The 19344-nt window shown below is 37.9% G+C and carries 13 protein-coding genes, 8 tRNA genes and 2 rRNA genes (1 of these 23 only partly in view); 1 reads left to right on the plus strand and 22 read right to left on the minus strand.

Annotated elements, in window-relative coordinates; genetic code table 11:
- Positions 1-102: 102 nt before the first annotated feature.
- Both THEWI_RS10965 and THEWI_RS10970 read right to left on the minus strand, forming a co-directional pair.
- A tRNA-Lys gene (locus THEWI_RS10965) sits at positions 103-178 on the minus strand.
- A gap of 3 nt (positions 179-181) precedes the next feature.
- Positions 182-267 (minus strand) — tRNA-Tyr (locus THEWI_RS10970).
- Positions 268-492: 225 nt separating this feature from the next.
- On the opposite strand from THEWI_RS10970, the gene THEWI_RS10975 reads away from it, so the two are divergent.
- A complete protein-coding gene (locus THEWI_RS10975; RefSeq protein WP_014063469.1) occupies positions 493-1266 on the plus strand; it encodes an exodeoxyribonuclease III in 774 nt (257 codons plus the stop codon).
- A gap of 151 nt (positions 1267-1417) precedes the next feature.
- Here the strand turns inward: THEWI_RS10975 and THEWI_RS10980 are convergent, their stop codons facing one another.
- The 20 genes from THEWI_RS10980 to THEWI_RS11080 all read right to left on the minus strand — a co-directional run.
- Entirely contained in the window at positions 1418-1792 is a 375-nt protein-coding gene (locus tag THEWI_RS10980; protein ID WP_014063470.1) for a class II SORL domain-containing protein, read from the minus strand.
- Between the two features lie 363 nt (positions 1793-2155).
- Complete coding sequence (locus tag THEWI_RS10985; protein ID WP_014063471.1) at positions 2156-3109, minus strand: Hpt domain-containing protein; 954 nt, start codon at positions 3107-3109, stop codon at positions 2156-2158.
- 1 nt (position 3110) lies between these two features.
- Positions 3111-5510, minus strand: a complete 2400-nt coding sequence (locus tag THEWI_RS10990) for a chemotaxis protein CheA (protein WP_156786941.1) — start codon at positions 5508-5510, stop codon at positions 3111-3113.
- A gap of 11 nt (positions 5511-5521) precedes the next feature.
- A complete protein-coding gene (locus THEWI_RS10995) occupies positions 5522-5893 on the minus strand; it encodes a response regulator (RefSeq protein ID WP_014063473.1) in 372 nt (123 codons plus the stop codon).
- A gap of 10 nt (positions 5894-5903) precedes the next feature.
- Complete coding sequence (locus THEWI_RS11000) at positions 5904-6722, minus strand: CheR family methyltransferase (protein WP_014063474.1); 819 nt, start codon at positions 6720-6722, stop codon at positions 5904-5906.
- Between the two features lie 19 nt (positions 6723-6741).
- Positions 6742-7320 (minus strand): HEAT repeat domain-containing protein, encoded by a 579-nt coding sequence (locus THEWI_RS11005; protein WP_014063475.1) that lies wholly within the window; start codon positions 7318-7320, stop codon positions 6742-6744.
- Positions 7304-8401, minus strand: coding sequence for a protein-glutamate methylesterase/protein-glutamine glutaminase (locus THEWI_RS11010; RefSeq protein WP_014063476.1), 1098 nt, complete (start codon positions 8399-8401; stop codon positions 7304-7306). Before THEWI_RS11010 ends, THEWI_RS11005 begins: the two co-directional genes overlap by 17 nt.
- Positions 8402-8433: 32 nt before the next feature.
- Complete coding sequence (locus THEWI_RS11015) at positions 8434-9972, minus strand: chemotaxis protein CheW (RefSeq protein WP_014063477.1); 1539 nt, start codon at positions 9970-9972, stop codon at positions 8434-8436.
- Between the two features lie 29 nt (positions 9973-10001).
- Entirely contained in the window at positions 10002-11936 is a 1935-nt protein-coding gene (locus THEWI_RS11020; protein ID WP_014063478.1) for a methyl-accepting chemotaxis protein, read from the minus strand.
- 36 nt (positions 11937-11972) lie between these two features.
- On the minus strand, positions 11973-12515 hold the full coding sequence (locus THEWI_RS11025; protein WP_279625594.1) for an HD-GYP domain-containing protein: 543 nt from the start codon (positions 12513-12515) through the stop codon (positions 11973-11975).
- A 243-nt stretch (positions 12516-12758) separates the two neighbouring features.
- Positions 12759-13565, minus strand: coding sequence for a PucR family transcriptional regulator (locus tag THEWI_RS11030; RefSeq protein ID WP_014063480.1), 807 nt, complete (start codon positions 13563-13565; stop codon positions 12759-12761).
- Between the two features lie 418 nt (positions 13566-13983).
- A complete protein-coding gene (locus tag THEWI_RS11040; RefSeq protein ID WP_014063481.1) occupies positions 13984-16596 on the minus strand; it encodes a calcium-translocating P-type ATPase, SERCA-type in 2613 nt (870 codons plus the stop codon).
- 187 nt (positions 16597-16783) lie between these two features.
- Positions 16784-16858 (minus strand) — tRNA-Thr (locus tag THEWI_RS11045).
- A 28-nt stretch (positions 16859-16886) separates the two neighbouring features.
- A tRNA-Phe gene (locus THEWI_RS11050) sits at positions 16887-16962 on the minus strand.
- Between the two features lie 9 nt (positions 16963-16971).
- Positions 16972-17048: transfer RNA gene (locus tag THEWI_RS11055), tRNA-Asp, on the minus strand.
- 23 nt (positions 17049-17071) lie between these two features.
- A tRNA-Ile gene (locus THEWI_RS11060) sits at positions 17072-17147 on the minus strand.
- Positions 17148-17156: 9 nt separating this feature from the next.
- A tRNA-Glu gene (locus THEWI_RS11065) sits at positions 17157-17231 on the minus strand.
- Between the two features lie 6 nt (positions 17232-17237).
- Positions 17238-17312: transfer RNA gene (locus THEWI_RS11070), tRNA-Asn, on the minus strand.
- A 10-nt stretch (positions 17313-17322) separates the two neighbouring features.
- A 5S ribosomal RNA gene (rrf, locus tag THEWI_RS11075) occupies positions 17323-17431 on the minus strand.
- 32 nt (positions 17432-17463) lie between these two features.
- Positions 17464-19344 (minus strand): 23S ribosomal RNA (locus THEWI_RS11080); it runs 1002 nt beyond the window's last position.

The following is a 19344-nucleotide window of genomic DNA, read 5'->3' on the forward strand; positions in this document are numbered from 1 at the left end:
AATTTATAAAACCGACCTTTTCGACATTTTATATTATTATACCATAAACTTTTGCTGTAAAAAACAAAAAACAGCTATCAACTGATAACTGTCTTTTACAACTGGTGACCCATCCGCGACTCGAACGCGGGACACCCTGCTTAAAAGGCAGGTGCTCTACCTCCTGAGCTAATGGGTCATATGGTGGAGGGAGATGGATTTGAACCATCGAAGGCGACAGCCAACAGATTTACAGTCTGCCCCCTTTGGCCACTTGGGTATCCCTCCACATTTTTAAAACAATAAAAAGTTTTGCTTGAAGCTTTAACAAAAACTACGTAGCTTATTTTATCATATAGAATTCTATTTGTAAAGGGCTTTTATGCAGTTATTTTTGTGTAAAAATATGTAAACAATTTTGGAATTTGATTTATTTTTGTTTTTCTATATAATGAAGATAGTAATCACATAGTTTTTAATTCATAGCAACTCAAAAATATTGGAGGAAAAAATATGAAACTTGTTTCATGGAATGTAAATGGCTTACGGGCCTGCTTACAAAAAGGGTTTATGGATTATTTCAAAAAAGTAAATGCTGATATTTTTTGTATACAAGAAACCAAATTACAGCCCCATCAGACAGACCTTGAAGAACTTAATTTAGAAGGTTATTACGCTTTTTGGAACTTTGCTGAAAAGAAGGCTTATTCAGGAACTGCTGTATTCACAAAATATAAACCTTTATCCGTTAACTACGGAATAGGCATCCCTCAACATGACAACGAAGGAAGAGTTATAACGTTAGAATACGAAAAATTTTACTTAGTAAATACCTACACTCCTAATTCTCAAAGAGGATTGACAAGACTTTCTTACAGAATGGAATGGGAAGAAGACTTTCGAAATTATTTGCTAAAATTAGATTCCGTAAAGCCTATAATTTTATGTGGAGATTTAAATGTAGCCCATAAAGAAATAGATATAAAAAATCCATCTGCTAATAGAAGAAATGCAGGTTTTACAGATGAGGAACGTGAAAAAATGACAATGCTTTTAAACTCCGGCTTTATAGATACTTTCAGATATTTTTATCCTCATAAAAAAGATGCTTACACCTGGTGGTCTTATATGAGAAATGCCAGAGAAAAAAACATCGGTTGGCGAATTGATTATTTCATAGTTTCTCAAAGATTAAAAGATTATCTTATTGATGCAGAAATTCATTCTGATGTAATGGGTAGTGACCACTGTCCTGTGGTTTTAGAAATAGATGATAAATTGATATAACCATAATTTAACAACTCCTTCTGAAAATTTATAGAAGAGGTTGTATTTTTATAGCAAACTCTAAAGAATTCATTGCACTCTCTCCTCTCCTTAAATTAGCAACAAAGGGCTTTCATCTGGATAAATTTAAAGATGAAAGCCCTTTGAAATTTTACTCGACTTCTATCTTTTTGCTATTCTCCCACAAACCGTGTATATTGCAGTAGCTTGCCGCATAGATTGTCCCTGATTTTTCAACTTTAAATTTTATTGTTAAGTCGGGTTCTGTAAACACCCCATACTCTCCGTGAGATGTGAAATTGTAATTACCTATCTCAACAGGGAATTTATCTCCCTCCCCATGAAAATACGCTTTAATCCATTTGATGTGATGTTCTAGTGTATTTGGATGCGGAATCTCTTCTCCTATATTGACCCTTAATTCGACTACCTCTCCCTTTTTGACTTTGTCAGAGATATGTATGACAGGAACGTGCTTTTCTCCTTTCCAATCTCCACTTTGATATAATGAACCAAATTTCTCCATAAATATCCTCCTCACTTTTTATTGTTTTTTTATTATACCACAACTTTATACAATATCAAAAAGCTTAAAAAATTTTATATTTAACAAAAGATTATAAACTAAATATTTTCTTTTAAATGAAAGTCGCAATGTAATAATATAAAGTCTCAATTAATAATATCTTTAAGAATTACACTCCAAGAGATATTACAGTACCAATATTAACAAAATATCTTGAAACATGGTTTGTATAAAAAGAAAAGTCAGGGATTTTAAATTATTAGACTTCCCTGACTTATACATTTTGTCCTTTGTGGGATAATTTTTATATTTTATAATATTGATGAAAAAATTTGTGCTACTTTTAAAAAATCTAAAATCTCCTTATGAAATTATTCCCATTAAATTAAGTATTTTTGCTACATTTCCCCTAGTCTTTTTATAATGAATTTCTTTATTTTCTCTATACGCAGCAAGTATAAGCTGTAATAATGCATAACTCAGCTTTGGCTTTTCTTCAAATTCGAGTTCCACCATGTTAGCTCTCATCATAACTTCTTTTAAATGCATAATATCTTCTATTTTATTCTGCGTATTTATTTTTATTCTGACAACCTCTTTACTTCCATAGTCTTGCTTCACTTCTACGTTAATAACATCTGGTACATTTCGTAACTTCCAGACTATATCTTCGTCTCTCATACGACTTTCCAATATTGCCGTTATCTTTTCACCTATAACCTCTTCTCTTTGTAGCACATCAAGAGAAGGTTCAAAACATATCACATTTCCCATTTCCTCAATATATTTTTCAATTATAAGTGCCCGTGCATTTTTCATTACACAATCCTTGCTTATCTCAACCGATATTTTCCAAATATTATCATTTGCTTGGTTTTCTTTTTTTTCAATAGTTTCTTTATTGCTTTCCTCTATCTTCTTATCATTATTATTGGCATCCATTTGTTTAAAACTATCTATAACGTTAATCAACTCTTCTACTATATGGCTATCATAGTTTTCTCCTTTTATAGATGTTGATATCATATCTTTCAAAGTGTCAAAGCTTTTAAACAATATATCTATCAAATAGTCGTCTACACCAAGCTCACCTTTCCTCAGCTTGTCAAAAAGGCTTTCTAATTTGTGGCAAAAATCTGCCACCACGCTGAAACCCATTGTAGCTGACGAACCTTTTATTGTATGTATAATCCTAAAAATTTCATTTAAAATTTCTATCTGGTTGGAATTTTTCTCTATTTCCAAAAAAAGCTGTTCCAATCTTGAAAGCTGTTCTTCAGTCTCCTCAACATAAGCATCAATATAGTCCAACATCATTTTAAATGCCTCCCGCTAATTTTTCAGGATTTAGAACAAGAACAATATCCCCATCACCCAATATAGCCGCACCCAAAAAATATGCTGAAGATAGTTCTTCCGGAAGTGGCCTTATAATGATCTCCTGTTCACCGATAAATTCATCTACCACCAGCGCCATGCCATTATTTAGTACAACAAGTGAATATTCTGTATCAAATTTTTCTCCCTCATCATTTTGAAGCCCCATAAATTCCTTTAGTCTCAAAAGTGGCATTATTTCTCGCCTCAATACTACTACTTCTTTTCCTTTCATCTTTTTTATATTTTCAGCCTTTATTTTAACTAGTTCTCCTACACTTTCAAGTGGCAAGGCATAACGGCGCTTTTCCAAAGTAAATAGCATTACTCTGGATGTTGCCATTGTCACAGGCAGTTCCAGATATACAGAAGTGCCTACTCCTACCTGACTTATCAGGCGCACATTACCACCCAGTTTTTTGACCGTATCACGGACAACATCCATTCCTACACCTCTACCAGATAACTCTGTTACGTCATCTGAAGTACTAAAACCAGGTATAAACAGAAGTTCCAAAGCAGCGTGCTCATCCATCGTTGCTGCTTTTTCAGCAGATACAAAACCTTTTTGAACTGCCTTCGCTATTACTGCATCAGTATCAATGCCACGCCCATCATCTCTAACCTCAATAATAACCTTATCTCCTATTTTTTGTGCCTTTAGAACCAACAAACCTTCTTCGGATTTTCCTTTTTTTAACCGTTCTTCTGGCTTCTCAATTCCGTGATCGATTGCATTCCTTATAATGTGTAACATTGGATCATAAAGCGCCGTAACAATATTCTTGTCTATCTGGGTTTCCTCCCCCTCAGTAACAAGACGTATCTTCTTGTCAAGTTTTTTGCTGATTTCACGAATCATTCTGGGAAAACGATCAAATATATATTTTATTGGAAGAAGTCTCAAGCTCATTACTATATCCTGCAAGTCATTTCCTATCCTCTTTAGCAAAACCTGCCTATCTTTTAATTCTTTTGTTACATCTGTTGTTCCATATTCCATTTCGATTTTTTTTATCATAAACGAAAGTCCATTGTTAACTACAACCAGTTCTCCTACTAAATTCATAAGCTCATCGATTTTAGTCTGGTCTACTTTCAGCGTTTTCGCAGTTTCGATTTCTGAAAATCCTTTATTGTTCATCACGACTCTGGAAATACTTTCATTATACTCTTCTTCACCTTTTTTAATTTCAGGCTTTTCTATTTCTTCATTCTCAGTTCTTACTGCATAAAACCCCTTTTCTTTAGATTCACTTTCTTGTAATTCTTTTTCGTTACTTATTATTAGATTCATAAGCTTTACAAATCTTTCTGGCAATTTGATTTTATTCGTTTTAATTGCTTTAACTAATTTTTCTCTTTTCGTAACCCAACCCATGTATTCTGCTATCCTTTGAAGCACGTTTATAACCATGTTTCCTCTCCAGCGCTGGTCTTCCGGCGTCTCTGCAATCTTATAGAAATCCTCCTGCTGGGAAATAATCATATCCATCACTTCTTGCACTTTATCTTCTTCAGCTGAAACATCTGTAAAAGAAGAACTTTTAAATTCTGTAACGTCCTTAATTGCATCAGGAAATACCGGTGACACAAGTACCTTTACATCAGTATCTATTCCTACTACTTTATACAGTGTATCTTCTATTTCTTGGGCATTTTTATCAGATATTACGACAAAAGTCAAAGATATATAAGGGGTAGAAGGATCAAAATCCTGAAGTGAAGGCAATTTTCGCGTATCAGCATCAATGTGCGCAACTTCCCCAACTTGTTTTAATTTGCTAAAAAATTCAGATACGTCAATCTCCAAAGCTCTTGTACCTACCACTTGCAGTAATATCTCATATATGTTTCCACCTTTTTGTGCTAATTCACTTAAAAATCTTTTTTTGTCTTTTGAAATGGTACGCAACATATCATCTGTATGTACCACAGGTACCTGAAGTATTTTATCTATTTCATTTAAAAACTCGGATATTTTCTCTTCAAATTCTTTTAGATCCGGCGTTTTTAATGTTTCAAGTCCCTCTTTTTCAGCGTTTTCAATTAAACTTATTATCCTCTCAAAGGAATCCAGCAAAAAATCGCTTATATCTGTATTAATAATTTTTCCCTTTAGGGTCATTTCTCCAATCAACTTTATTAAACTTTCTATAAAAGACCCAAGTTTATCAAAATCATAGGACTTGCATAATTCCAATAAGCCATTCAATCTGCTTAAAATTTCTTCAGCTGCTTTATCTTTCTCATAAGCATCTTCTAACGCAATCACAAAAAAACCTATATTATCAAGCAATTTTTTTGCATTATTTATAAATCCATTGGATTCATTCTTCATTTTCGCCATCCCTACCTTATCCCTGTAAGCATTTTTGCAGAAAGTTGTAAGCATATCGGATCAACCGGTTTTTCTAAATAAAGGTTTGCACCGACTCGAAACGCTTCTAAATAGTCATTTTCTCCTGATTCTGTAGATATAACAATCACTGGTACAAAGCCATGAAGCTCTTGTTCTCTTATCTGCCGCACCAACTCGTATCCGTGCATTTTAGGCATATTTACATCAACCAATAAAAGGTCAAACTTTTTTGCAAGATATTTTTCCAAAGCTTCGTAACCGTTAGCAGCTTCTTCAACCTCAAAGCCAATATTTCGAAGTATTGAACTATGAAAACCACGTACTGCCGCAGAATCATCCACAATTAATACGCTGGGATTCACTTTTTTCACCTCATTTCTGGTACACAAACGCATTTTTATATTTTCGCAGTTTAAAGATAGGTGTAATGCGGCTCATTGACTCTGAATGGCCTAAAAATATATAACCTTCTTCTACAAGAGCTTCATAAAAATAAATAGCTACTTGCCTTCGGGATGCATCATCAAAATAAATAAGCACATTTCTGCAAAAAATCACATCAAAGTTCCTCATTTTTCGCATTTCCACTGCATCCATTAAATTTAACTGAAAAAATATAACCTTCTTTTTAAGTTCTGGTACTACCTCATAAAACTCTCCTTTTTTATATAAATAACGCTTTTTATATTCTTCAGGCACAAGTCGAACAGATCTTTGCGAATACAAACCCATCTCAGCTTTTTTTAGAACATCTGTATTTATATCCGTTGCATAGATTTCCCATTCTATATCATTTATGTTTTCAAGCATTTCTTCCATAATTATGGCAAGTGTATACGGTTCTTCACCCGTAGAACAGCCCGCCGACCAAATTCTGATTTTTTGCATGTTTTCCTTACGTTTTCTTTCCAAAATTTCAGGTAAAACCTCTTCCGCAAAACATTTCAATTGATAATATTCCCTAAAAAAATAAGTCTCATTAACCGTTAAAGTATTAAGTAACTGTTGAAGTTCCTGCCCTGTCACGTCAAATCGCAACCACGCAAAATAGTTCCTGAAATTCTCGGATCCGGTAGCCTCTATGCGACTTTCTACCCTATTTTTGACGTAATACATTTTTTGTTCTTCAAAATATATCCCTGTTTTACGGTAGATAAAATCTCTTAACTTGATAAATTCTTCAGCTGTCACTTGTACACCTCATTTCAATTCACCCCAGTTTTTTTAACGCAACTTCTGCGACATATTGAAAAAAGGGACTGGAAAAGCGATTTAAAGCTTGCTTTATTGCTTTCTTGTCCTCATCACTGCCTCCAATCTCGCCTAAGTATTCAACTGCTGCCGCCACAACATTTTCATCTTCATCTTCCTCTATAACTTTTCTTAAAATCATAACAGCTTCTTTCAATTGCCCTTCTCCCACAGCATTAACCACTAGCTGTCGAACATCTTTGTCAGGATGCATAATCATTCTTTCAAAAACCTCAAGAGCCGAATCCCCTATGGTTGCCAATATTTCTACTCCAACATTCCTAAGATAAGCATCGTCACTTTTAAGTAACTCCACAGCAAGCTCTGCAACATTTTCGTTTCCTATTTTTATAAGAGAACTCACTATTGACTCTTGTACTGCTCTACTTGTCTCTATCCAAAGTTGCTCCGCCAAGGCTTCTACTACCTCCTTGCTTTTAAAATTCCCCAAATCGAGTGCTGCCGCGATGCGTTCGCTTTCATTTCTGCCGTTTTTCATCAATCTTACTAATTCATTAATATTATGGAGTTTTTGCATACTCATTCACCTTCTTTAGCAAAATATCACTTATCTTATAAGCAGGGGCTACTATCTCAGCTCCACCACGCTCTACAGCTTCTCTTGGCATACCATATACTATAGCAGTCTCTTGTGATTCTGCTATAGTTAACCCGCCTCGTTTTCTTATTTCAACCATCATATCTGCTCCGTCATCACCCATACCCGTCAAAAGCACACCTATAATATTCCGCCCATCTACATTTTCAAGTACCGATTTCATGGTAACGTTAATAGAAGGCTTATAAAGCGCCTCTTCGGGTTTTTGAGTTAATTTAGTAATAAGCTTAGAACTTCTTGAATCTCTTTCCAGCACGAGGTGCCAGCCACCTCTTGCAATAATAATTGTTCCAGGTTCCACGATTGCTCTGTCTTCAGCTTCCTTTACTTTTAAATTACAGCTTTGATCTAGACGTTGAGCAAAAGATTGTGTAAAACCTGGCGGCATATGCTGAACTACCAACACAGCCGCCGGAAAATCTGAAGGAAGATAAGGTAAAATTTCCATCAGCGTTTTTGGTCCCCCTGTAGAAACTCCAATTACTACCACAATTTCGTTTTTGACAATTTTATTTTCATATGTTTTCCCAGTTATATCGTACTTTTTACGTTTCAAAGACTTTTTAAAAGTTCTTGGAGAGCTTATTAACTCCTTATTCGATAAAGCAGCTATCCTCACTTTTGACACAATTTCGTCTGCAAGCTGCTTTATTCCCAACGAAATTGTGCCTCCTGGTTTTGCCACAAAATCAACGGCTCCGAGTTCGAGAGCTTCAAATGTGGTTAAAGCTCCCTCTGTAGAAAGAGATGAAATAATTACAACAGGGCATGGTGCAAGAGACATTATGTACTGCAATGCCGTAAGCCCATCCATCACTGGCATATTTATATCAAGAGTTATCACATCAGGACGAAGTTCTACTGCTTTTTTTACCGCCTCATTACCATCACGAGCGGTATCAATTACTTCAATGTCTTCCTCATTTTCAAGTATATCTTTTAGACACTTTCGCATAAAAGCAGAGTCATCCACTACGAGTACGCGAATTTTTTTCTTCATAATTAACACTTCTCTCCTATCAAACTATTACGTCAATTATCTGCTTCATCTATTGCCATTAGTTCTCTTTTCTCCTTTCCTGACAACACCTCTTCCACAGATAGCAAAATAATCATCCTGTTCGCTCCATCAAACTTCGCAATGCCTTTCATAAACCTTTGGTCTATTTCATCCATAAGAATCTCCGGCGTATCTTCTATCTGAGAATGCCTAACTTTTAATACTTCTTTAACTGAATCAACGATTAGGCCGGTATGTCTTCCAGAAATTTCAACGATCACTATCCTATTGCGATCATCACGATTTTTCTCTTTTAACCCAAATTTTTTTCTAAGGTCGATAACAGGTACAATAGTACCACGCAGGTTTATGACACCCTCCACAAAATCCGGTGCCTTAGGAACCGCTATTATCTCCGTTGGTCTTATTATCTCCCTCACATCCTCTATAGGAAATGCGCATTCTATACCATCCACCAAAAAACTTACAAGCTGCTCCTCTTCGTCCTTTGCATCAACAACCTTCATCCTCTCATCACCATCCTGTGTCCTTAATATATCAGCACTTTCTCTCAACCTATATGAAAATAGCTTTTTGGGATCAAGTACGTAAACTAGGCGACTACCTTCATTAAGCTTACATATGCCACTTATTTCTTCACTATCTTTTGCCTTTAATAAAGGTGGTACAGGAGCAACCGCAACTCTATCTATTCTCAACACTTCCAAAACCAAATCAACTCTAAGCCCCACAGTATACGAAAAACCATTTTCCTCTATACTTGTAACTACTATTCTCGATCTCTCATCAAAAGAACATTCTTCCATATTAAACAATCGTCGTAAGCTAACAATGGGTAATACCTTATTTCGAAGAGAAATAACACCAAGGATATAAGGTGGTGTATTAGGTACCTCACTAACTTCACCAGAAAAACGAACAATTTCCTGTACACTGCCTACCTCAATACCATATTCTTCCTCTCCTATCTTAAAACTTATCATCTGTAATTGTTCTCCATTAGCGGCATCTGCGTTCTTTTTTTCGCTTTCTTGAACTATGTTAACTATATTATTCTTACTAACTTCTATCCCTTCTTTGATAGTTTCTCCCTCGCGTAAATTTAGAAGTTTCTTGGCATCTAGAAGCACGACCAACTTTTTGCCTTTTTCAATTTTGGCAATACCTTCAACAAAGTCTGCAGCAGTTTCTGAGCCAGACCCCTTTTCTATTTCATCCTCATGGATAGATATTACTCCAACTACCTCATCAACCACATACCCTAACTTCTTGTTACCCGCTGTCAGCACGATCACACGACTTGCCTCAGTATCCTCCTTCCTCTGGAGTCCTAAGCGCAGTCTACAATCTACAATTGTTAAGATTGTTCCTCGCAAGTTAGCAAGCCCACGAATATGTGAAGGAGTACCCGGAACTTTTACTACATCAGGAACCCTTATTATCTCCTGGAGATATCGCATATCTATGCCGTACATTTCATCGCCCAAATGAAATGTAACACACTGAAGACCATCTTTCTTTGACATATCTCTCGTGTTTATCAGTTCCATAAAACATCACCTTAACCAATATTTAAATCTTAAAGTTGTTGCATTTCATCAGCTAGTGCTGCAATGTCTTCAATAGCCCCAGCTAACGCCCTTACACCCTCTGCTTGTTGCTTACCGGCTGCGGCTGCTTCTTGTGCGGCCCTTGAAGCTTCCTCGGCAGCCGAAGCAATCTGCTCTACTCCTTTCCTTATTTGTCCTATCGCTAATATACTCTGATTAGCCTCTTCTGCAATTTCTTCGCTAGCTTTTACCATTTCCTTCATATCCTTTTCTATCTGCTCCAAATCTTTTGAAGTGCTTTTAGCTTTTTCTACCTCCTCAGCAGTAGAATCGCCTATCGCCTCTGCATCTTCAAGTACTATTCCTATTTGCTCCTGTATAGACCTTACCAGTTCTTTGATTTCCTCTGCATTATTCGTACTATCTTGCGCCAAATTCCTTATGTCTGATGCAACAACTGCAAAGCCTTTACCGTGTTCTCCTGCTCTTGCCGCTTCTATAGCTCCGCTTACAGCAAGCATATTTGTCTGAATGCCAACTGTGACAATAGTATCCACAATTTTATTAATCTGTTTAGCCATAGACTCTAATGTTTTTATTTTTTCTATATTTAGCTTGTTTTCATTAAGAGCATCTTCAATACCAGCAATAAGTTGATCTACATTGCTCTTGTTGGTTTCAAGTAACTTTGAAAGTTCCATCACTCTATTTAAAGCCGACTGCGCCTGCTCTCCAATCGTCTTCATTCCGTTTTCAACCTGAGCAACAGCGCTGGAAGATTCTTCTGCTGCACTTGCCTGCTGTTCAGCACCTTTGGATATCTGTGAAAGTGCAACCATTATTTGGTCTGCTGATTTACTTAATTCTTCTATTGCAGCAGAAAGCTCTTCTGCCGCAGCCGCAAAGCTTTCAGCCGATTTTTGAGTATCAGTGGATGTTTTTAAATCTTCTGCCATTTCAGCAAGTTCAGCAGCACCCTGACTTACATCAGCAATGGCTTTTGCCTGTTGTTCTATCGCCTGAAGTGATTCTTGGGTAGCTCCAGCCTGCTCTTCAGCACTGCTTGCTATTATTTCCGCCCCTTTTTGGAATTCTTGCACAGCTTGAAACGATTGGCGACTGAGATCATTTATCAAAGAGGCACCTTTCACTACTTCATCCATTGCTCTAATAATAGAAACAAGGCCTTCACTTATAACCTTCCCTCGTTCAACTTGTGAACGTGCTTTGGCTGCTGCTCCATTAATGGCATCTACTACTACCTTAACTTCTTGCTGAATTTGATTTACTACTTCTCTTATATCATTAGCCGCCTTTTCAGAGGTTTCAGCAAGCACCCTTACCTCATCAGCAACTACGGCAAATCCTCTGCCGTGATCTCCAGCCCGCGCTGCTTCTATGGCTGCGTTTAATGCCAGTAAATTAGTTTGATCTGCTATTCTTCCAACTGTCTTGACTATATCACCTATATTTTCTGCTTGCTTTTCTAGTTGTGCTACAAGTCTTGCTGATTCTTCATTTTTAGACGATGCTTTATTTACGCCTTCTACAAGCTTTTCTATGTCTTCAGCTGTCTTTTTTACAAGTAGCTGAATAGCCTCACCCCTATCCAATACCTTCTGCGCATTCCCTGATGAACGTTCCGCTCCTCTGGTCACTTGTTCAATTGCTGCGAGTGACTCCTGTATTGCTTTGCTTGCTTCCTCTGCACCGCTAGCAATCTGTTCCATAGAAGATCTCAATTCTTCAATTGCTCCTGAAGCTTCCTCAACTCCAGATGAAAGCTCTTCTGTCGCTGTTGCAATTCTTTCTGCTGCCTGTTGTCTCTTTGCAAAGGTGCGTGCCTTTTTTCTTTGCATCTCAATTTGCTTTTTATCTACCCCCTCTATTACTGTATTTGTACTGGTTGTACTTGTGCTCTCTCCACTCAAGGGAGCAAGTGTTTTATAATTTTTTTCAGCCATATTTTAAACCTCCCACCATATTTTAAAATTTTGAAATTAATTGCTTTTAATAGTATCAACATATGATTTGTTAATATATCTTAAAAAAATGCCCAACAATTCTTCATCAAACTGCCCTTTTGATTCTTTTAATAAGTGAATGGCCTGCTGAATGGATAATGGATCTCGGTAAGGTCTTTTGCTCGTAAGCGCGTCAAATACATCTGCAATAGCAATTATTCGTGCGAAGAGTGGTATGCTGTCACCTTTTAAACCTTCTACATAGCCCATACCGTCATATCTTTCGTGATGATAATAAATGCCATCAAGAATTTTGTTAGAAAAACCGAGATTTACCAACAACTTTTTCGCTATTACCACATGCTGTTGTACCATCTGTTTTTCCCAGCGTGTATAACTTCTCGGTGTTTTTAAAAGCTTGTCCGGCAACGCAACTTTGCCACAATCATGCAACAGAGCAGCTACATAAAGTTCTTTCATATCGTTTGAATCTAAACCCAATGCAGTACCTATCGTCATAGCATACTTCGATACATTTCTAGAATGAATGGCCGTTGATCTATCCCTTGCCAGTAGCATGTAAAATAAAGCATGAATAACATTAGATGTCACGATTTACCTTCCTTTAACAATTTTTTACATTTTAGGTCCTTCAACAAATTACAAAATATAACCGGTACACCCTATCAGCATATTCACCCCCTGTAACCTTATTAACTTTTAACTAAATTATAATAACAGTATCAAAAAATGCATATGTCTAAAAAAAACAAAACAAATAACATGTTATGTATTTTTTAGTATGAATAGTAAAAACTTTATTCAATCTGAAATCAGTTTGGTTGCTTTTATCAGTATGTAGTAATAAAGTCTTTTGCTTTCATTTTTCAATATGTCTTCTCCAACAAGTTCTTTTATTTTATTTAACCTATATTTAATGGTATTAGGATGGGCAAAAACCTTTTCGGCTGTTTTTCTAATCTTCCCATTACTATCCATAAATGCTTCCAGTGTTTCTATGAGATTGGTATTGTGTTTTTTGTCATACTCGTAAAGGCAGCGTATATTTTCGTCTTCCAAAACATCTTCTTTATCAAGAATGTGCAAAAATTTGTATATACCTAAATCATCATAGAAAGTAATACTCTCTTTTTTATAAATCTTCTTTCCCACCTCATTTGCTATATGAGCCTCCGTATAAGCTTTTTTGAAAGAAAGCTTTTCTTTTACGGAAGAACTAACCCCTGCCGATAATTTGAAATACCTATTTAAATCATGTATTTCTCTTTGTAATCTATAAAAAACTTCTCTTAACTTATTTATATATGTCTGTCTATCATATTTATTTCTATCAAACCCAACAAATAATAAGATTTCATCAATTTTAGGTAAAACAAGAATAAAATGCGTATTTAGCGCATTTCTTAAAAAATCCTTTATTATATTTTTTGTGAATTTTATTTCCTCCTCGTGCTTGTTTCGTGGCATGTCTATTTGCAGTTCACAAATCAGAACAAAATTTTCATCATAAAAAGGTAAATTTACACCATCAATTTTACTCATTAACTTCTCTAACTCGTCACCTAAATCTTTAATCGCATATGATTCCTCAAATGCGATTTTGTTCATCTAAAAACCCTCCCAATAAATAAACCGGTATTATCTTTTATTTTTATAAATTCGACAAAATTCGATAAAATCCTTCCGAATTGTCTAATATTTTTTTTTTTTTTTTTTTTTTTTTTTTTTTTTTTTTTTTTTTTTTTTTTTTTTTTTTTTTTTTTTTTTTTTTTTTTTTTTTTTTTTTTTTTTTTTTTTACTTATTTTTTTTTTTTTTTTTTTTTTTTTTTTTTTTTTTTTTTTTTTTTTTTTTTTTTTTTTTTTTTTTTTTCGAAAAATCAATAAAAATTTATAATATCAAGAATTATTTATCGTATTTTTGAAACTCATTAATTCAGGTAAAAAAATTGGTTAAAAAATAAAATATAAAAAATAATGGAGGCGAAATTATTCTCAAAACCACCTCCATTATTTTCAATAATCAACCTTACCTCTTATTTTTAAAAAATTTAACTACTTCCATTACTAAAAGAGGTAGAATTGACATTGCAATAATTATATCCCAGTCATAAATATTAATATTTCTAAGTCCAAATATAGTGTTTAAAGGAGTTACAATTACAATAACTTGTAACAAAATCGACACTATCAAAGCAAAAACCATGTATTTGTTTGTAAATAATCCTATCTTAAAAACGGATTTGTCAGACCTTACATTTAAAGCTTGAGCAAGCTGCGATAAAGTCAGTACCGCAAAAGCCATTGTTCTTGCAGTCTCTATATTTTGCTTAAGTCCTATTATAAAAGCAATTAATGTGACCAATCCAATTAACATACCTTCAAGCGGTATTCTATAAGCTAATCCTCCTGCAAAAATACTTTCGCCTTTTGGTCTGGGTTTTTTCTCCATTATATCTTTTTCCGCCGGTTCAAATCCAAGGGCAAGAGCTGGCAGACTATCAGTTATAAGGTTCACCCATAGTATATGTATGGGTTTTAAAGGCATCGGCATGCCTAATATTGTAGCAATAAACAGTACAACTATTTCACCTAAATTACAGGTTAATAAGTAATGGATAGCTTTTTTTATGTTTGTAAATATAGTCCTGCCTTCTTTTATTGCTGCAACTATTGTTGCAAAATTGTCATCAGTTAAAACCATATCTGCCGCTTCTTTTGCAACATCGGTACCAGTTATACCCATTGCGACTCCAATATCCGCTTGTTTAAGAGCAGGCGCGTCATTTACGCCATCACCCGTCATTGCTACCACAGCACCGTTTTTTTGCCACGCTTTTACAATTCTCATCTTGTGCTCAGGAGAGACCCTTGCAAAAACAGGTATTCTTTTTATCCTCTCCTTTAATTCTTCATCAGAGATTCTGTCAAGCTCTTTGCCTGTTACTGCTTCATCATTATCCTCAAGAATTCCAAGCTCACGTGCTATCGCAGAGGCTGTTATTTTGTGATCACCCGTTATCATAACAGGTTTTATTCCTGCTTTTTTACATATTTCAACTGAATGTTTGGCCTCCAGTCGTGGTGGATCTATCATACCTATAAGCCCTATAAATATCAAATCTTTTTCCATTTCATTACTACTCAAATTTTTAGGTATTTCTTTTATATCTTTATAAGCAACTGCAATAACTCTTAAAGCTTCTTTTCCCATTTCTTCGTTAATAAAACTTAACCTGTTCCTCTCTATTTCATCAAGCGGTAAAATTTTATTGTCTTTCAAAATATACTTACTTCTTTGAATAATATTATCAAGCGCTCCTTTGGTAATTAATCTAAAGCCCCCATTATCCATAGCATGTATTGTTGACATCATTTTTCTATCTGAATCAAAGGGTAGTTCTGCAATTCTTGGAAATTCCTTTTCTATATCGGCTTTTTTTAGGCCTACCACATCATTTAGCACGGCAACAAGTGCAACTTCCGTAGGATCGCCAATCCCTTTTCCTGTTTCATCTATAAAAGCATCAGTACATAATGCAGCATTTTTAAAAAGGAAATAGTCCTCCTGTTTTACTTCATCTTTATCAGCATTCACTTTTCTATCGTTTGTATAAAACTTCACAACAGTCATCTTATTCTGTGTAAGGGTTCCTGTTTTGTCAGAACAAATAACACTTGTACTGCCAAGCGTTTCTACAGCCGGAAGTTTCCTTATTATCGCATTTTTCTTAATCATCTTTTGCACGCCAAGGGCAAGCGTAACAGTTATAATAGCAGGAAGTCCTTCAGGAATCGCTGCAACAGCAAGGCTCACAGCCGTCATAAACATATCAAATGCTGGTCTTTTTTGAAGTACTCCTATTGCAAATATTACAGCGCTTATGAGGAGTGCAGCTGTTCCTAAATATTTGCTTAATTCTTCAAGTTTTAATTGGAGTGGCGTTTTGACATCTCTTTCATTTTCTATCAAACCGGCTACTTTACCCATTTCGGTATCCATACCCGTAGCAATTACAATAAGTTTCCCTCTACCATAAGTAACCGTAGTACCCATGTACACTAAATTGAGCCTATCTCCTAAAGGTATATCTTCATTTTCTATTACAGTATCAACCTTGTCAACAGGTACTGATTCACCAGTTAATATTGCTTCATCTACTTTAAGGTTTTTAGCCTCAATCAATCTTCCATCTGCAGGTATGATATTTCCTGCTTCTATTAATACTATGTCTCCTATTACAAGAGAAGATGCTTCAACTTCCATTACTTTCCCATCTCTTATTACTTTTGCAAGAGGTTGAGACAATTTCTTAAGAGCTTCAAGCGATTTCTCAGCATTGTTCTCCTGAATCGTCCCTAATAATGCATTTAAAATTACAATAGCTAATATTATAACAGCATCCGTTGTTTCCCCTAGAAAAAAAGATATAATTGAAGCAATAATAAGAATTATCACCATATAATCTTGAAACTGTTCAATAAATAATGAAAATATTGATTTCCTCTTCTTTTCTTTTAAAATATTTTTTCCATATTTTAATAGCCTTTCATTAGCTTGATGTTGTGTCAATCCATTTTTATCATCAGTTTCTAATTCTTTTTTTATCTCTTCTACATCCATATTCCAATATCTTTTCATTAGCAGCCCTCCTTTAAAAATTTTGCAAAATAAAATAGACCTTTACTTTGTAGTATTCCACAAAGTAAAGGTCTCACTCGCATTTTTTGCTCAATCAGCCGGGCAAAGCCGTCATGACGACTGATTGATTCAGAGTTACTCCCCTTTACTCTATCTAATTAACCTTTACTCTATCTAATTAATGAACTGGAGCTGGCAGTGGGATTCGAACCCACGACCTGTTGATTACGAATCAACTGCTCTGCCACTGAGCTACGCCAGCAATAGCTAAAAACTCCATAAAAAAATTATGGTGCCTCGAAGTGGAATCGAACCACTGACACAGGGATTTTCAGTCCCTTGCTCTACCTACTGAGCTATCGAGGCATAACATAATGGCGACCCAAAAGGGACTTGAACCCTCGACCTCCAGCGTGACAGGCTGGCGCTCTAACCAACTGAGCTATTGGGCCGCATTATTATTTAATTTTTTAAATGGTGGGCCTTCAGGGATTTGAACCCCGGACCAATCGGTTATGAGCCGACCGCTCTGCCAGCTGAGCTAAAGGCCCATATTTATTTGGTGACCCCGACGGGATTCGAACCCATGTTGCCGCCGTGAAAGGGCGGTGTCTTAACCACTTGACCACGGGGCCACGATTTGGCTCCTCAGGTAGGACTCGAACCTACAGCCTACCGGTTAACAGCCGGTTGCTCCACCATTGAGCTACTGAGGAATATTTTTAATTCCGGCAGCGACCTACTCTCCCGCGAAAGCAGTACCATCGGCGCTGGAGGGCTTAACTTCCGTGTTCGGAATGGGAACGGGTGTTTCCCCTCCGCTATCGCCACCGGAAATCTAGACCCTCAAAACTGCACAAAGCCTTCTCGGTCAAGTCCTCGACTGATTAGTACCGGTCAGCTAAGAGTGTTTCCACTCTTACACCCCCGGCCTATCTACCTCGTGGTCTTCGAGGTGTCTTACCCCTTACGGGTGGGAAACCTAATCTTGAGGCGGGCTTCACGCTTAGATGCTTTCAGCGTTTATCCCCTCCGAACTTGGCTACCCAGCTGTGCACCTGGCGGTGCAACTGGTACACCATCGGTTCGTCCACCCCGGTCCTCTCGTACTAGGGGCAGTGCCTCTCAAGTTTCCTTCGCCCGCGACGGATAGGGACCGAACTGTCTCACGACGTTCTGAACCCAGCTCGCGTACCGCTTTAATGGGCGAACAGCCCAACCCTTGGGACCTACTTCAGCCCCAGGATGCGATGAGCCGACATCGAGGTGCCAAACCTCCCCGTCGATGTGGACTCTTGGGGGAGATCAGCCTGTTATCCCCGGGGTAGCTTTTATCCGTTGAGCGACGGCGTTCCCACTCACTGCCGCCGGATCACTAAGCCCGACTTTCGTCCCTGCTCGAGATGTCTCTCTCGCAGTCAGGCTACCTTCTGCCTTTGCACTCTCTCGCGCGATTCCCGTCCGCGCTGAGGTAACCTTTGGGCGCCTCCGTTACCCTTTAGGAGGCGACCGCCCCAGTCAAACTGCCCACCTGCCATTGTCCCTACGCCGGCTCCACGGCTATAGGTTAGAATTCCGGTAATCCCAGGGTGGTATCCCAACGCCGACTCCAGTAAGGCTGGCGCCCTACCTTCTCCGTCTCCCACCTATCCTGTACAAGAATTACCAAAATCCAGTGACAGGCTACAGTAAAACTCCACGGGGTCTTTCTGTCCAATCGCGGGTAACTCGCATCTTCACGAGTACTACAATTTCACCGGGCCCCTCATCAAGACAGCGCCCAAGTCGTTACGCCTTTCGTGCGGGTCGGAACTTACCCGACAAGGAATTTCGCTACCTTAGGACCGTTATAGTTACGGCCGCCGTTCACTGGGGCTTCGGTTCAGTGCTCTCACACTTCCCCTTAACCTTCCAGCACCGGGCAGGCGTCAGCCCCTATACTTCGTCTTCCGACTTAGCAGAGACCTGTGTTTTTGGTAAACAGTCGCTTGGGCCTCTTCTCTGCGGCCTTTCGGCACTCCTTCTCCCGAAGTTACGGAGTCATTTTGCCGAGTTCCTTAATGAGGGTTCTCCCGCTCGCCTGTGGATCCTCTCCTCGCCTACCTGTGTCGGTTTGCAGTACGGGCACCTTGGACCTCGATAGCGGCTTTTCTCGGCAGCTGCTTCGGTGGCTTCGCCTTCCGGCTCCCCTTCTCAGGCCCCTGCCAGTACGCGGATTTGCCTACGTACCCTTCGGTGCCTGATTGGACGTGCTCTACCAACCGCACGCTCCACCTATCTCGCTGCGTCCCCACTTCTCTTTGCGGCCCTCGGTGGTACCGGATTCTCTACCGGTTCCCCATCGCCTACGCTTTCGCCTCGGCTTAGGCCCCGACTTACCCTGGGTGGATTACCCTTCCCCAGGAAACCTCAGGCTTCCGGCGGTAAGGTTTCTCACCTTACTCTCGTTACTCATGCCGGCATTCTCTCTACTGTACAGTCCAGCTTAGCTTACGCTTTGCCTTCTACCCGTACAGTACGCTCCCCTACCCCACCGCTTCCGCGGTAGCCCCAGCTTCGGTGGCATATTTGAGCCCCGTTCATTTTCGGCGCAGGACCTCTCGACCAGTGAGCTGTTACGCACTCTTTAAATGTATGGCTGCTTCTAAGCCAACATCCTGGTTGTCTTCGAAGTCCCACTTCCTTTACCACTTAACATGCCCTTCGGGACCTTAGCTGGAGGTCTGGGCTGTTCCCCTCTCGACTACG

Source organism: Thermoanaerobacter wiegelii Rt8.B1, assembly GCF_000147695.2.
GTDB lineage: Bacteria > Bacillota > Thermoanaerobacteria > Thermoanaerobacterales > Thermoanaerobacteraceae > Thermoanaerobacter > Thermoanaerobacter ethanolicus.

Bases quoted from the DNA above. Each gene is read 5' to 3' on its own strand.
- THEWI_RS10975 (WP_014063469.1), top strand. From the start codon at position 493: ATGAAACTTGTTTCATGGAATGTAAATGGCTTACGGGCCTGCTTACAA.
- THEWI_RS10980 (WP_014063470.1), bottom strand. From the start codon at position 1,792: ATGGAGAAATTTGGTTCATTATATCAAAGTGGAGATTGGAAAGGAGAA.
- THEWI_RS10985 (WP_014063471.1), bottom strand. From the start codon at position 3,109: ATGATGTTGGACTATATTGATGCTTATGTTGAGGAGACTGAAGAACAG.
- THEWI_RS10990 (WP_156786941.1), bottom strand. From the start codon at position 5,510: ATGAAGAATGAATCCAATGGATTTATAAATAATGCAAAAAAATTGCTT.
- THEWI_RS11005 (WP_014063475.1), bottom strand. From the start codon at position 7,320: ATGCAAAAACTCCATAATATTAATGAATTAGTAAGATTGATGAAAAAC.
- THEWI_RS11010 (WP_014063476.1), bottom strand. From the start codon at position 8,401: ATGAAGAAAAAAATTCGCGTACTCGTAGTGGATGACTCTGCTTTTATG.
- THEWI_RS11015 (WP_014063477.1), bottom strand. From the start codon at position 9,972: ATGGAACTGATAAACACGAGAGATATGTCAAAGAAAGATGGTCTTCAG.
- THEWI_RS11020 (WP_014063478.1), bottom strand. From the start codon at position 11,936: ATGGCTGAAAAAAATTATAAAACACTTGCTCCCTTGAGTGGAGAGAGC.
- THEWI_RS11025 (WP_279625594.1), bottom strand. From the start codon at position 12,515: ATGCTACTGGCAAGGGATAGATCAACGGCCATTCATTCTAGAAATGTA.
- THEWI_RS11030 (WP_014063480.1), bottom strand. From the start codon at position 13,565: ATGAACAAAATCGCATTTGAGGAATCATATGCGATTAAAGATTTAGGT.
- THEWI_RS11040 (WP_014063481.1), bottom strand. From the start codon at position 16,596: ATGAAAAGATATTGGAATATGGATGTAGAAGAGATAAAAAAAGAATTA.